At 65.3% G+C, this 14,125-nt stretch carries 13 protein-coding genes; 7 read left to right on the top strand and 6 right to left on the bottom strand.

Features of this window, described 5'->3' with window-relative positions:
- Window positions 1–1,376: pitrilysin family protein (locus RT662_RS11160; RefSeq protein WP_313670780.1), on the top strand; the 1,376-nt coding region annotated here is incomplete at its 5' end.
- Between the two features lie 140 nt (window positions 1,377–1,516).
- On the opposite strand, the gene RT662_RS11155 is transcribed toward RT662_RS11160, so the two are convergent.
- From RT662_RS11155 to RT662_RS11130, 6 genes are all read right to left on the bottom strand, one after another.
- Entirely contained in the window at window positions 1,517–2,017 is a 501-nt protein-coding gene (locus RT662_RS11155; RefSeq protein ID WP_313670779.1) for a PEPxxWA-CTERM sorting domain-containing protein, read from the bottom strand.
- Window positions 2,018–2,179: 162 nt separating this feature from the next.
- Window positions 2,180–2,833, bottom strand: a complete 654-nt coding sequence (locus tag RT662_RS11150) for a DsbA family oxidoreductase (RefSeq protein ID WP_313670778.1) — start codon at window positions 2,831–2,833, stop codon at window positions 2,180–2,182.
- Window positions 2,834–2,843: 10 nt separating this feature from the next.
- Window positions 2,844–3,731, bottom strand: coding sequence for a c-type cytochrome (locus tag RT662_RS11145; protein ID WP_313670777.1), 888 nt, complete (start codon window positions 3,729–3,731; stop codon window positions 2,844–2,846).
- Between the two features lie 38 nt (window positions 3,732–3,769).
- Window positions 3,770–4,621: a GNAT family N-acetyltransferase gene (locus RT662_RS11140; RefSeq protein WP_313670775.1), complete on the bottom strand. Its 852-nt coding sequence runs from the start codon at window positions 4,619–4,621 to the stop codon at window positions 3,770–3,772.
- Window positions 4,622–4,710: 89 nt separating this feature from the next.
- Window positions 4,711–6,021, bottom strand: a complete 1,311-nt coding sequence (locus tag RT662_RS11135; RefSeq protein ID WP_313670774.1) for an AmpG family muropeptide MFS transporter — start codon at window positions 6,019–6,021, stop codon at window positions 4,711–4,713.
- Window positions 6,022–6,072: 51 nt separating this feature from the next.
- Window positions 6,073–6,354, bottom strand: a complete 282-nt coding sequence (locus tag RT662_RS11130; RefSeq protein WP_313670773.1) for a DUF167 domain-containing protein — start codon at window positions 6,352–6,354, stop codon at window positions 6,073–6,075.
- A gap of 102 nt (window positions 6,355–6,456) precedes the next feature.
- On the opposite strand from RT662_RS11130, the gene RT662_RS11125 reads away from it, so the two are divergent.
- From RT662_RS11125 to RT662_RS11100, 6 genes are all read left to right on the top strand, one after another.
- Window positions 6,457–8,277, top strand: coding sequence for a DUF885 domain-containing protein (locus RT662_RS11125; RefSeq protein WP_313670772.1), 1,821 nt, complete (start codon window positions 6,457–6,459; stop codon window positions 8,275–8,277).
- A 60-nt stretch (window positions 8,278–8,337) separates the two neighbouring features.
- Window positions 8,338–9,915: an amidohydrolase gene (locus RT662_RS11120; protein WP_313670771.1), complete on the top strand. Its 1,578-nt coding sequence runs from the start codon at window positions 8,338–8,340 to the stop codon at window positions 9,913–9,915.
- Between the two features lie 37 nt (window positions 9,916–9,952).
- A complete protein-coding gene (locus tag RT662_RS11115) occupies window positions 9,953–11,110 on the top strand; it encodes an aromatic ring-hydroxylating dioxygenase subunit alpha (protein ID WP_313670770.1) in 1,158 nt (385 codons plus the stop codon).
- Window positions 11,111–11,218: 108 nt separating this feature from the next.
- Window positions 11,219–12,406, top strand: a complete 1,188-nt coding sequence (locus RT662_RS11110; protein ID WP_313670769.1) for a toxic anion resistance protein — start codon at window positions 11,219–11,221, stop codon at window positions 12,404–12,406.
- Window positions 12,407–13,138: a hypothetical protein gene (locus RT662_RS11105; protein WP_313670768.1), complete on the top strand. Its 732-nt coding sequence runs from the start codon at window positions 12,407–12,409 to the stop codon at window positions 13,136–13,138.
- Between the two features lie 50 nt (window positions 13,139–13,188).
- Window positions 13,189–14,125 (top strand): peroxidase family protein (locus RT662_RS11100; protein ID WP_313670767.1); only part of this gene is annotated, 937 nt, incomplete at its 3' end.

The raw sequence follows: 14,125 nt of genomic DNA, 5'->3' as shown, positions 1-14,125 counted from the left end.
CTGCCAAGGGCCCGGCGCGCATCGCTGAACCCGCCGTAGGCCAGCCGCCCTTGCTGCAATGGCCGACGATCGAGCGTTTCACCCTGGCCAATGGCCTGAAGGTGGAACTGGCGCGGCGCACCACCGTGCCGCTGGTGCGCATGCTGCTCAGCGTGGAAGGCGGCCGGGCAGCGGATGAGCGCGGGTCGCTCGGCATCCAGTCGATGGCGCTGAACCTGATGGACGAAGGCGCCGCCGGCCGCAGCGGCACCGATATTGCCGAACTGCGCGAACGGCTGGGCGCCGGCATCGTTGCCTCACCGGGGATGGACCGCACGCGGATTTCCCTCGATGCGCTGAAGTCCAACCTTGGCGCCTCGCTCGCGCTGTTTGCCGATATCGTGCAGCGCCCGGATTATCCGCCGGCCGAGATCGAGCGCGTGCGCGGCCAGATGCTCACCGCCCTGCAACAGGAAGCCAGCAATCCGATTGGCATCGCTCAGCGCATCCTTTCCCCCGCGCTCTATGGCCCCGATCACCCCTATGGCGCGCCCCCCAGTGGCCTGGGCACCGCTGACAGCGTGAAGGCCATCACCCGCGACCAGTTGGTGGCCTGGCACAAGCGCTGGATCCGTGCCGATCGCGGCACATTGTTCGTGGTGGGGGATATCACGGCGGCCGAACTGAAGCCGCAGCTGGACGCCGCCTTCGGCAACTGGCGCGCCGATCCCGCCACCCCGGCTGGCACGATCACCGCCGCCGCCGCGCCGCCGCCGCAAGCGGCCCGCATCATCCTGGTGGACCGGCCGAACAGCCCGCAAAGCCTGATCCTTGCAGGCACCCTGCTGCCGATCACCGGCACGCAGGACCTGATCGCCGAACGCGCCGCCGCCGATGTGCTGGGCGGGCTATCCACCAGCCGCATCACCACCGACATCCGCGAGGAAAAGAACTGGGCCTATGGCGCCTATGCCGGCCTCACCGACGGCAAGGGGCAACTCACCAGCCTCGTCTATGCCCCGGTGCAGACCGACCGCACCGCCGACAGCATGAAGGCGATCATCGGCGATATCGCAGCCATCAAGGCCGCCAAGCCGATCACCGCCGAGGAACGCAATCGCAGCATCGCCAACAGCGTGCTGGCGCTGCCCGGCGAATTCGAACGCGGCACCGCCTTCCTGTCGGCGATGGAACGCAACCAGATCCTCGGTCGGCCCGACGATTATTACGTCACCGCCGCCCGCCGCCTGGGCGCGCTGACCACGGCCGATCTGAACCGCGCGGTGCAGCTGTTCGATACGGACAAATTGCTGTGGATCGTGGTGGGGGATCGGGCGAAGGTGGAGCCGCAGCTGAAGGCGCTGGGCCTGCCGCTGGAGGTGCGCGCGGCGCAGTAAGGGCGCGGGGCCCCGTTCTCAGGCCCCCGTTCTGATGCGGAACCAACAGAAAGCGGGCCGGGTGTGAACCCGGCCCGCCTTTGTTGTTCGCAATTTGCAGCCTGCCTGCCAGTAACCGACGGGCGGCAATATAAATGCGTTCAGGCCGCCACGGCCGCCGTCGCGCGGCGGCGGGCAACGGCACCCACCAGGCCGAAGCCCGCAATCAGCATGGCCCAGCTCGCCGGTTCGGGAATCGCGCCGCCTGTGGCAACGCTAATCTGCTGCAGGCCCGACTGCGGGATGCCATCACCGATAGTGCTGGTCGTGATGCTGATCCTGTTGCCACCGCCGCCGCAGGTGGCGTTCCCAACAAAGCAGATGAAGTTGATGCCGGAACCAATGCCCGGATTCTGAAACAGCGCCAGGCCACTGCCGCTGAAATTGAAGAACAGGCCGCTTGCTGTCGCGCTCAGGTCGCTGCCTTGAACCAGCAAGCCCGAGTTTGACGGGCCGGTCAGGGTGAAATTGACGCCGTTATCGAACAGGTCAAAGCCCCAATCGACGATATTGGCGCTGCCAATCGTGCCGATGGTGCCATCGGTTTCGATGAAGCCAATGGCGCCCAAGGTGGAGTTGCCAACATTGATGGAATAAACCACGGCGGACGCCGGAGCGGCAGCGAGAAGTGCTGCAGTCGATGCCGCAGTCAGAATGCGATTGAACAAGTTCATTGCCCCCAAAACATGGACAGATTGGATATGTGCCGGGGTTTTTCGTAGCGAATTACCGTTAATGAACCGTATAAATTCAGGCGGTGGAGTCTATACTTCGCCTGCCACGATCCGTTTGATCACCTTCACGAACGTCGCCGGCGGTTGACCGCCCATGATCGCGTATTTGCCGTTGAAGATGATGGCAGGGACGGCGGTGATGTCCTGCTCGTCGCGCCACCAATGTTCCGTGGCGCGCACGTCTTCGGCGTAACGGCCTGATTCCAGCACGTCGCGGGCGGCATTGGCGTCGAGGCCGGCTGAGACAGCAGCGCGCACCAGCGTTTCGGCGTCGTTGAGCGGTTCGGCGCGGGTGAAATGGGCTTCGAACAGGGCCATCTTCAGCGCGTGGGCCTTTCCGGCCTTTTCGGCCCAGTGCAGCAGGCGGTGGCAATCGAAGGTGTTCCAGATCATGGAGTCCGGGCCGCCCTTGAAGGTGAAGCCGAGGTTGTCGCCCATGGACTTGATGTGGCTGCGGGCGGCGGCGCCTTCTTCGGGCGGGCGACCATATTTGCGCTGGATATGTTCGGCGCTGTTTTCGCCTTCCGGCAGCATCTGCGGGTTGAGTTCGAACGGGTGGAAATGCCAGTCAGGTGCCACGTCGTCGCCCAGTTCGGCCAGCGCCTGTTCGAGGGATTTGAGACCGATCACGCACCATGGGCAGACGATATCGGAGACGAAATCGATGCGAAGCGGGGTGGTCATCGGCGGCTCCTCAGAATTCATGGCCCGGCGGCACATGGTGCGGCGGGGTGATGGCAGGGTCGCCCATTGTCTGGCCGGCGACCTTGGTGGCGTAACGGCTCCACGGCCGGTTGTGATGTTCAGCGCGGGTGGCGGGCAGGTTGCCGGCAAAACGAGGGTCCTGCGGGCGCACCTGGCCGTCAATATACCAGGCGACATCCCAGGCCTGCTGCACGGAGAGCGTGCCGGCGTTGCCCACCGGCATGTTGGCGCGAATGAAGGCGGCGGCCTTGTCCACCTGCGCCATGCCGGCGCCCCAGTTGTAGCTGGCCTTGCCCCACAGCGGCGGGTTGATGATGGTGTCGCCATCGCGCAGACCTTGCCCGTCTTCGCCGTGGCAGGCGGCGCAAACCTCGGTGAAGACGGTCTTTCCGCGCGCATCATCGGGCGGCAGCGGTGGCGCCGCGATGGCGGGGAAGCCGCGGCCCGGTGGCGACACGCCGATGCGTTGGCCCTGCGCCAGCCAGCCGGCATAGGCGCTCACCGCCAGCAGCACCTCGCCGCCCAGCGGCGGCGGCGTACCGTTGATCGAATAGATGAAACAATCCTGCACGCGCTTTTCAAAGCTGTTCATGCGCTTGTTCTTGTCGCGCCAAACCGGGAAATTGCCGAACGCGGCCCACAGTGGCGCAGCGCCGGTGGTGCGGCCAGCATCGAGGTGGCAATTGGCGCACCTCAGATCATTGCCGGCATATTGGGGTGCGGCAGCGCGCGTATCGGTGATGATGGCCAGCCCGCGCCGGATGGCATCGCCATCGGGGCCGGCGGGGATGGCGGATTCCGGCGGCGGGGTGGCCGGATCAGCCGCCGCGATGCCGGCGAGGGCCGCCACAGCCAGAAGGGGAAAGCGCCAGCGCATGCACCATGGCTAGCGCAGGCGCGCCAACGGGGAAACTCTCAATCGTTCGCAGCGCCAAAGCGTTCGGCATAGCGGCTGGTGATGCGATCCACCGGCATCACCACGAACACATCCACCGTGTTGAACTGGTGATCGACGAAGCCGCCATCACCCACCATGGCGCCAACGCGCAGATAACCCTTCAGCAGCGGCGGCAACGCGCGGGAAGCGGCGCGGCCATCGATGGCGGCGGCGTCGAGCCGGTTCATCTCCACCCGATGCGGCGGCAGCGCGCTGGCCCGCAGCGACGGCGGCGCCAGATGGTTGTGGTACAGCCACGACAGTTCGGCCAGGTGCAGTGTTTCATCGGCGCCGTGCAGCGACGCGCAGCCGAACAGATGGCCGATGCCGTGCTGGGCCAGATAGGTGGCGATGCCGCGCCACAGCAGCGAGATGGTGGCGCTGGTGCGCCATTCCGGCGCGACACAGCTGCGACCCAGTTCGAGCAGTTGGCGGCCGGGGCCGGACTGGGCGATCAGGGCGGACAGGTCGAACTCGCCTGCCGAATAGAAGCCGCCGTTGGCCATTGCCACATCCTGCCGCAGCAGCCGATAGGTGCCGACAACGCGCGGGCGCAGCGCATTGGCATGATCGATCACCAGCAGATGATCGCACACCATGTCATAGGCATCGATATCGCGGCGGGCGCGGGCGATCGCCGCCGTCGGCAGCGCGCCCATTTCATCATAGAAAATCGCGTAGCGAAGCGCCTGGGCGGCGATGACTTCGGCTTCGCTGGCGGCAAGCCGCACTTCCAGCAGGCCAGCCCGGTGGATGGGCGCGGCATGGGCGAGCAGGGCTGCGGGCAGTTCGGTGGCCAGAGACAATGTTGGCGCGAGGGCGACGGTCATGGTGCGGTAGGCTCCACTGGTTTGCCGGGCTTTAGCGGGCGCGCGTTACAGCGCCATTGCCAAGCTGTGACAGCAGCGTGGCGTGCGGGTTACACGCCGGTTGCAGTCTCGGCCGTGTCATCAGCCACCACCAGCCCGGCCCGCCACAGCCACAGGAAGATCAGCACGCCGGGCAGCGCCAGTACCGTGGTGAGCCAGTAGAAATCGACATAGCCCAGGCTTTCGATCAGCGCGCCGGCCGTGCCCGATGAAAAGGCCCGGCCCAGAATCGCCGCCGCCGACGACAGCAGCGCGAATTGCGTTGCGGTAAAGCGGCGGTCGCACAGCAGCGCCAGCCAGGCGCCCACGGTGACCCCGCCGATGCCGCTGGCGAGATTTTCAAAGCCCTGCACCAGCGCCAGCGCCCACACATCATGGCCGATGATGGCGAGCCCGGCATAAGCGGCGTTGGACACGCCCATCAGCACCAGCGAGAGGAACACCGAACCGGCCAGCCCGATGCGCTTGTAGATCAGGCCGCCGAGGAAGACGCCGCCAAGATAGCCGAACAGGCCCAGCGACACGTCGTAGAAGGCGACTTCTTCCTTGGTGAAGCCCAGATCATTGTAGAACAGCCGCACCGAAAGCTGGCAGACGGTGTCGCCGATCTTGTGGACCAGAACGAAGGCCAGCACGATCCAGGCACCCTTGCGGGTGAGAAAATCCGCCAGCGGCGCGATGATGCTGTCCTTGATGGCCGCGCTCAGCCCCTTGCCCGATTGCGGGGCGGGGGGACGATTGGGTTCGCCCAGCACGGCCGCTGCGATCAGCGATGGCGCAAACAGCAGCACGGCAGAGGCATAAGCCAGCGCCCAGCTGCCCCCCGCCGCCAGCAGCAGCGCTCCGGCGCCCGCCAGATAGCTGCCCATGCGCCAGCCATATTGGGTCATGCCAGATCCTGCCCCCATCTGGTCCACCCGCAGCCATTCGATGCGGATGGCGTCAATCACGATATCCAGCGTCGCCCCGGCAAACCCCACGGCAACAGCAGCAGCGGCAAACAACGCCAGATCGGCGCTGGGATCGAGCAGCCCGAGCCAGGTGATGGCGGCGCTCGCCATGATGATCGAGACGACCAGCCAGGCCCGGCGCTGGCCGATGAGATTGGCCAGCACAGGGATGCGCACCCGATCGATCAGCGGCGCCCACAGCGGCTTGAAACTGTAAACCAGCAGCGCCAGCCCGAAGGCCGTCACCGATTTCTTCTCGATGCCGCTTTCCGCCAGCCGCGTGGTGAGCGTGGCGGCGATCATCGCATAGGGCGTGCCCGATGCCATGCCGAGCGCCAGCGCGCCCAGCGGCCCGGCTTCGAAATAGGGTTTGATGGCAGCGAGGAGCGAGCGGTTGGGCGTGGTGACCATGGGCCGGCACCATGGCGGCGGCGGCCGGCCTGTCAATGGGCAGACGGCCTTTCAGCGTGGCGGCAGCCGCACCCGCTTGTCGCGCCCGGTCTCGCCGCGCACGATGGAGAGCGCGGATTTCGGCACGCCCAGCGCCTTGGCCAGCAGCGCCAGCACGGCGGCATTTGCCTTGCCGGCTTCGGGCGTGGCCGTCACCCGCACCTGCACGATGCCATCAGCGATGGTGAGTGTATCGGCGCCGGCATTGGGGGTGACGCGCAGCATCAGGCAGTCTTGCGCATCAGCCAGCGCGCGCAGGGCATCAGCGGCGGGGAAGGCGGGCTTGCGGGCCATGGCGGCAGCAAGGCGCGAGGCGGGAGCGCCTGTCAACATTGGCGCTTCCCGCCGGGGTTGCGGGCCATTAGACACGGCGCAACCAAGAGGAGGGTCCCCCCGATGAAATTCACCACCCGTATCGCCGTGCTGCTCAGCGCCCTTGCCCTGCCCGTTTTGCCGGCCGTGGCGCAGGCGCCGGTGGCAGCAGTTGCACAGGCCGAAGATGCCAAGCTGACGGCCTTCCTCGATGGCGAATTTGCCGAGTGGGTGAAGACGCAGCCCCAACTGGCGACCCGGCTGGGCATCAAGGCCGGCGGCGACCAGTGGAACGACACCAGCGATGCCGCTGCCGATGCCCAGGTGGCGTGGCGGCAGGCCAGCGCGGCGCGGATGAAGGCGACGATCGACCGCGCCAAGCTGTCGGGCGAGGGTCAGGTGAATTATGACATCTGGGCGCTGGAGGCGGAGCGCGCGGCGATGCAGAACGCCAACCGCGTCTATACCCCGCCCTTTTATTCGCGACTCTATTCGGCGCACAGCCAGCTGCCGGATTTCCTGATCAACACGCACACGGTTGCCGATGCGACGGATCTGAAAAACTATATCGCCCGCGTGCGGGGCATGCCGGCGGTGCTGGACATGGCCATCGCCCGCACCAAGGCCAGCGAGGCCGCCGGGGTGCGCGCGCCCAAGTTCCAGATCGAATCCATTATTTCCGGCGCCACCCAACTGACCAGCGGCGCGCCCTTTGGTGATGGCCCTGATGCGGCCTTGTGGGCCGATGTGAAGGCGAAGACCGAGAAATTGGTGGCGGCCGGCACCTTGCCGCGCGCTGAAGCCGATGCACTGCTGGCTGAAGCCCGCACGGCCATTGCCGATCTGAAGCCCGCTTATGGCCGGGTGATCGATTGGGCCCAGGGGGCGCTGGCCACTGCGCCGTCGGGCAAGGTGGGCGCCATCACCCTGCCGAACGGCGCGGCCTATTATGCCGCGGCGTTGAAGATCAACACGACGACCGAACTGACCGCCGATCAGATCCACGCCATCGGCCGCAAGGAAGTGGCGCGGATCGAGGCGGAGCAGGACGCGCTGGCGCAAAAGGCCGGGGTGAAGGATCGTCACGCCTATTATGCGCAGCGCGCGCAGCAATTCCCGGCCAAGCCGTTCGATGATGCGTCGCGCGAAGCCTATCTGAAGGAAGCCAATCGCTTCGTCGGCCATGTTCGCGGCCTGCTCGGCCCGTATTTCGGCACTTTGCCGGCCTATGGCATCGAAGTGGTGCGCGAACCGTCGTTCAGCGAAGTGGCCGGCGGCGCCGCCCACGCCAGCGGGCCCAGCCCGGATGGCAAGCGCCCGTCGCGCACCTATGTGCACCTCGTTGGCACGCAGAAGGACCCGGCCTCGCTCTACACGCTGATGTGTCACGAGGCGGTGCCCGGTCACAACATGCAGGGCGATATCCAGGTGCGCCAGAAGGGCGGCCCGAAGTTCCGCGCTGTCACCGGCTATGTCGCCTTCGGTGAGGGTTGGGGCCTCTATGCTGAAGCCATGTGCGCCGAAATGAAGGCCTTCCCCGACATCGCCGCCGATTTCATGCGGTTGGATGCCGAACTTTTCCGCGCCGCCCGTCTGGTGACCGATACCGGCATCCACGCGCTCGGCTGGACCGAGGAAGAGGCAGTGAAGTATCTCAACGAAACCGGCCGCGCTCCGCCCGAAATGGCGCGTTCGGAAGTGCGCCGCTACATCACGCTGCCGGGCCAGGCCACAGGCTACAAGATCGGCATGCTGAAGATCATGGAAGAACGCCGCAAGGCCGAAAAGGCGCTGGGGCCGAAGTTCGATATCAAGAGCTTCCACGATCTGCTGATCGCATCAGGCTCGCAGCCGCTTTCCATCCTGGAACGCCGGGTGGACGATTGGATTGCGGCGCGGAAGTAATCGCCAGCTTTACGGCGGCGGGCGGGGCGGATAGCGTTTCTCCAAACGAGGGGAAATGACATGATCCGCAAACTGCTCGCCGCTAGCCTTTTGGCGTCTGCCGCACCAGCCTTTGCCGCTGCGCCGGCGCCATTGAAGGACGCAGCGGCCGCCGCCGTTGACGCCCGCGCCGGCGAACTGGCGAACATGATCGATTCCGTGTTCAGCTTTGCCGAGCCGGGCTTCCAGGAAGTGCGCACCAGCGCCTATCTGACCGGCATTCTTGAAAAGAACGGCTTCACGGTGACGCGCGGGGTGGCGGGCATCCCCACCGCGTTCACGGCTACTTGGGGCAGCGGTGGCCCGATGATCGCGCTGGGCAGCGATATCGATGGCCTGCTCGGCCTTTCCCAAACGCCGGGTGTGCCGGGGGCGAAGCCGCTGGTGGCCGGTGCGCCGGGCCATGGCGAAGGCCACAACAGCGGCATGCCGATGATGATCGTCGCCGCGATCGCGGCCAAGCAGGTGATGGAGAAGAACGGCATCAAGGGCCGCATCATGCTGTGGCCGGGCGTGGCCGAGGAACTGGTGGCAACCAAGGCCTATTATGTACGCGCCGGGATGTTCAAGGATGTGGACGCCAACCTGTTCGCGCACGTGGGTGACAGCCTGGAAACCACCTGGGGGCCAATGGCCTACACCGCCTCGCTCAGCGTGGAATACACGTTTGCTGGCCTCACCGCGCACGCCGCCGGCAACCCGTGGGACGGCAAGAGCGCACTGGATGCCGTGGAGCTGATGAACGACGGCTGGAACATGAAGCGCGAGCATCTGCCCGTCACGCAGCGCAGCCATTATGTCATCACCGGCGGCGGCAACCAGCCCAACATCGTGCCCGACAAGGCGAGCGTGTGGTATTATTTCCGCGACACGCAATTGCCAGCCGTGAAGGCCATGTATGACGCCGGCAACCGCATCGCCGCGGGCGCCGCAATGATGACCGAAACCAGCGTGACGCGCCGCGTGCTGGGCCATGCCGCCACCAATTATGGCAACAAGCCGATTGCCGAAGCCGCCTTTGCCAACATGAAATCTGTTGGCCTGCCGCAATGGAGCGCCGCCGACCAGAATTTCGCCCGCGCCGTGCTGTCGGGCTTTGGCCGCAAGGACAAGCCGCTCGCCAGCGATGGCCCGAAATTGTGGTCGCCGGAAAATCCCAATAGCGATCGCAACGGCGGATCGGATGATATCGGCGACATCATGTGGACGGTGCCGACCATCACCATCGTCTATCCCTCCAACGTGCCTGGCATTTCCTATCACAACATCATGGCGGCCACGGCGATGGCGACGCCGATTGCCCACAAGGGCGCCGTTGTGGGTGCCAAGGTGGCGGCAATGACATTGCTCGATCTGATGACGACACCGGAACTGGTGGCCGGCGCCAAGGCCTGGCAGCAACAGGTGCAGTTCAAGACCGAGCGTTATGCGCCACTGCTCGGCCCGGAGGATCAGCCGGCCACCCATCTCAATGCCGATCTGATGGCGAAGATGCGCCCGCAGATGGAAAAATATTACTTCGATTCAAAGAAGTACAAATCTTATCTGGAACAGCTCGGCATCGATTACGAAAAGGCGGGCTCTGCTGCGAAAAACTAGCTTTCGCTGATCGCGGTTCGGAGTCACCATCCCGGCCATGGATATCGCCTTCAAACCGCGCCTACCCACGCCCGGCCAGCGCGCGTTGGCGGCGGGCATTCCGGCCGCGGCAGGCAAGCCGGCCAGCGGCGCGATGCGGGAGATACCGGCCAGCGCCTACACGTGCCCCGATCATTTCGCCCGCGAATGGAGCCATGTCTTCAAGCGGCTGCCGGTGGTGATCGCGCCGTCGGCGTTGCTGCCACAGCCCAACATGGCGGTGCCGCATGATGGGTTCGGCCTGCCGCTGCTGATTGCGCGCGACGGCAAGGGTGTGGCGCGGGTGTTCATGAATGTCTGCCGGCATCGCGGCACGCGGCTGGTGGAGGGCTGCGAGCTGGTGAAATCACCCGCGCTTGTCTGCCCCTATCACGCGTGGAGCTATGGCACTGATGGCAAGTTGAAAGGCCTGCCGCGGCCCGAGACGTTCGCGGGGCTGGACAAGAGCACGCGCAATCTCGTCGAGATGCCGAGCCTGGAGGCCGGCGGGTTGATCTGGGTGGGCCTGGATCGCGATGCGCCGCCGGATTTCAGCCTGGCGGCGGGGCCGCTCGCGGCGGATTTCGATGCCATCGGTTTTGGCGATCAGCATCTTTACGCGCGCCGCACGCACAAGGTGGCGGCGAACTGGAAGCTGATCATGGATGCCTTTGCCGAAAGCTACCATGTGCTGCGCCTGCACGCGTCCACCATCGCGCCCTATTTCCAGGATGGCGTGACCACGGGTGATCGCATCGGGCCGCACTCGCGCTCCGCCGTGGCGCGTCTGTCGGCGCTGGAGGGCATGGACCTTGACGACATGCGCGATCTGCGGCGCACGATGACCTTCACGTACAATCTCACCCCCGGCACGGTGATCGTCGCCAGCCCGGATTACATCAACATCATGGTGGTGATGCCGCGCGGCGTGGACGAAACCTGGGTGGAGGATTTCATGCTGATCCCCGAACCGCCCAAGGACGAGAAGGCGGAGCGGCACTGGGCGAAAAGCTGGGCGCTGCTCGATGGCGCGGTGTTCGGTTCGGAGGATTTCCGGGCCGCGGCGCTGGGCCAGGAAGGGCTTAAATCCGGCGCGGTCGATCATTTGCTGATCGGCGGGCTGGAACAGGGCATTGGCACTTTGCACGACACGCTTGCCGGGCTGATGGCCGAATAAGCGGCGATTTCCCGCGGCCACCCCTTGCAAAAGCGTGTCGCAATCCTAACACAGTAGCAAGCAGACGCCGCTGCTGATAGGCTGGCGCGTCAACAGGTGAGGACACGCATGTCGGAAGAAGTCGCGATCAAGCTGGAACCCCCGGTGGCGGTGAGCGCCATTGCGCCTGCGAAAGCGGCCGGCCTGGTGCCGCTGAAGGATCAGGAAAAGGCCCAGCTGGAAGCCAAGGTGGAAAGCTTCATCGATGAACTGATCGCCACCGATGCGGCCAGCCCGGAATTCGGCAAGAAGGTCGATGCGCTGGCCAACCTGGGTGCGACCGAAATTGCGCGGGCCGCCGCCCAGTCCAACCGCTTCCTCGATCGGCCGACGCGCGCGCTGAACAAGGAAGCCGGCATCGGTGCCGACCTGGTGCAGTTGCGCAAGATCGTCGAGGATCTTGATCCCGGCAAATCCGGCAAGCTGACCGGCCGCAAGAAGCTGTTTGGCCTCATCCCGGTGGGCGGCAACAAGTTGCGGTCGTACTTCGACAGCTACAAGAGCGCGCAGACCAACATCAACGCCATCCTGGGCGCGCTGAAAAGCGGCAAGGACGAGCTGTTGAAGGACAATATCAGCATCGAGGACGAGCGCGCCAAGCTTTGGGACGCGATGGGCAAGCTGGAACAGATGGTCCACATGTCCAAGGTGCTCGACGATAAATTGGAAGAGCGCGCGACCGAGCTTGATGTCGTTGATCCGGCCAAGGCCAAGGCCATCCGTGAAAATGCGCTGTTCTATGTGCGGCAGCGCACGCAGGATCTGCTGACCCAGCTGGCCGTGTCGGTACAGGGCTATCTGGCGCTTGATCTGGTCAAGAAGAACAATGTCGAGCTGATGAAGGGCGTGGACCGCGCCAGCACGACCACGGTTTCGGCGCTGCGCACGGCGGTGACGGTGGCGGAAGCCATGACCAACCAGAAATTGGTGCTGGAACAGATCACCCAGCTCAACACCACCACAGCGGGCATCATCGATTCGACCGGCGAACTGCTGAAATCCAACACGGCGATGATCCATGAGCAGGCTGCGGCCAGCACCATTCCGGTGGAAACGCTGCAGCGCGCGTTCCAGAACGTCTATCAGACGATGGACGCCATCGACACGTTCAAGATGAAGTCGCTGGAAGCGATGAAGACCACGGTCGACACGCTGAGTGTCGAGGTTGAGAAGAGCCGCGCCTATGTGGCGCGCGCCCAAGGCCAGGCCGAAGCCCAGATCGCCGGGCCACAGAACAACCTGACCGCGCTCACGTAAATGGCAAGCGGCGCACCGTTCGACGAAGCCGAAGCCCGCCGCCGCCGCCTGGCGCGGGCCGAAGCCATGCAGATGGCGCGCAGCCGGCGTTGGGAAAAGCGCAAGGCCAACATGGCCACGCGGGTGACGCGCGGCATGGCGGCGTTTGCCGTGATGCTGGCGGCACTGATCGTCTATGGCTGGACGGCGGGCGGCATGGGTATCGGGCTGTTCATTGTCTCGTTCCTGCTGCTGCCGATGGCGGGCATTGCCGGTATGCTGCTGCCCGTCGGCGGCCCGGACGTGGACGATATCGACAAGGCGCCCCCCGCCGAACTTCCGGCCATCACCGAGGCGTTCCTCGATCGCCAGCGCAAGCAGCTGCCGCGCCTCGCCGCACCGCAACTGGATGGCATCGCCGTGCAGCTGGCGGCGCTGGAAAAGCAATTGGCGCGCGTGCCGGCCGATCACCCGGTGGCGCAGGATGTCGGCCGGCTGCTTTCGAGCCATCTTCCCGAACTGGTGGACCGCTACACCCGCATCCCGCCGCTGCAACGCACCGGGCTGGTGGAGCACGACGGCCGCACGCCGGAAGCCACGGTGGTCGATGGGCTGAAGACGGTGGAAGCCGAACTCGCCCGGGCCTCGGCCACGCTGGCCGAAAGCGACCGCGACGGACTGCGCGTGCAGGGCAAGTTCCTGGAAGCGCGCTACAACGAAGGCCAACCAGGCGGCATGACAAGCGGGCGCTGACCTGCTAGCCTCATGGTCAGGGTCGCATCCTTCCGGGGGGAGCCACGGCCATGTCTTTATTGTCGATTGTGACCAAGGCGCTGAATGCGCTTGATCTGGATGACGAGGTCAATCGCCTGGTCATCGACCGTACGGTGAATGTGTGTCGCAACCGGCCGCACCCGTGGTCCACCAAGCATGATTATATCAGCTGGTCCGGCCTCACCGATCGCACCTACAACGCGCGGCTGCTGCCGGCCAAGCCCACGACCGGCCAGGGAATCGGCACCAGCCGGCCGCCGCTGCAGGCCACCGCGGCGCTGTTTGCGCGGCTGCCCGGCACCAACCAGCGGCTGTGCCCGAAATCCACGGGGCTGTTCCCGGCTTTCGCGCAATATCTCACCGATGGCTTCATCCGCACGATGCTGCACAATGATGATGACAAGGAAGATCGGCGCCGCACGACATCGAACCACGAGATTGATCTGTCGCCGCTCTATGGTCGCACCGAAGCGCAGACGCGCGCGCTGCGGGCCGGCACCGGTGGCCGGCTGAAGAGCCAGGTGATCAACGGGGAGGAATATTCGCCCTTCCTGTTTGGCGCCGATGGCAATGTGAAGCCGGAATTTGCCATTCTCGATCTGCCGCTGGGCCTGAAGAACGTCACGCCGGCCGGCAAGGTGACGCTGTTTGCGGTGGGTGGGGACCGGGTCAACGCCGTGCCGCAGACGGCGATGATGAACACGCTGTTCCTGCGGGAACACAACCGGCTGGCAGGCCAGCTGGCGGCGAAGAACCCGACGTGGGACGATGATCGCCTGTTCGAAACCGCGCGCAACATCGTGATCGTGATGTTCATCAAGATCGTGGTGGAAGAATACATCAACCACATCAACACCACCGAATTTCCGCTGCAGGCCGATCCGAAAGTCGCCTGGCGGGCGAAGTGGAACCGGCCGAACTGGATGACGGTGGAGTTCAGCCTGCTCTATCGCTGGCACGGGCTGG

Origin of the sequence: Sandarakinorhabdus sp., from assembly GCF_032115815.1 — a bacterium.
Classification (GTDB): Bacteria; Pseudomonadota; Alphaproteobacteria; order Sphingomonadales; family Sphingomonadaceae; genus Sandarakinorhabdus.
This window is presented reverse-complemented; position numbering and strand designations above follow the sequence as displayed.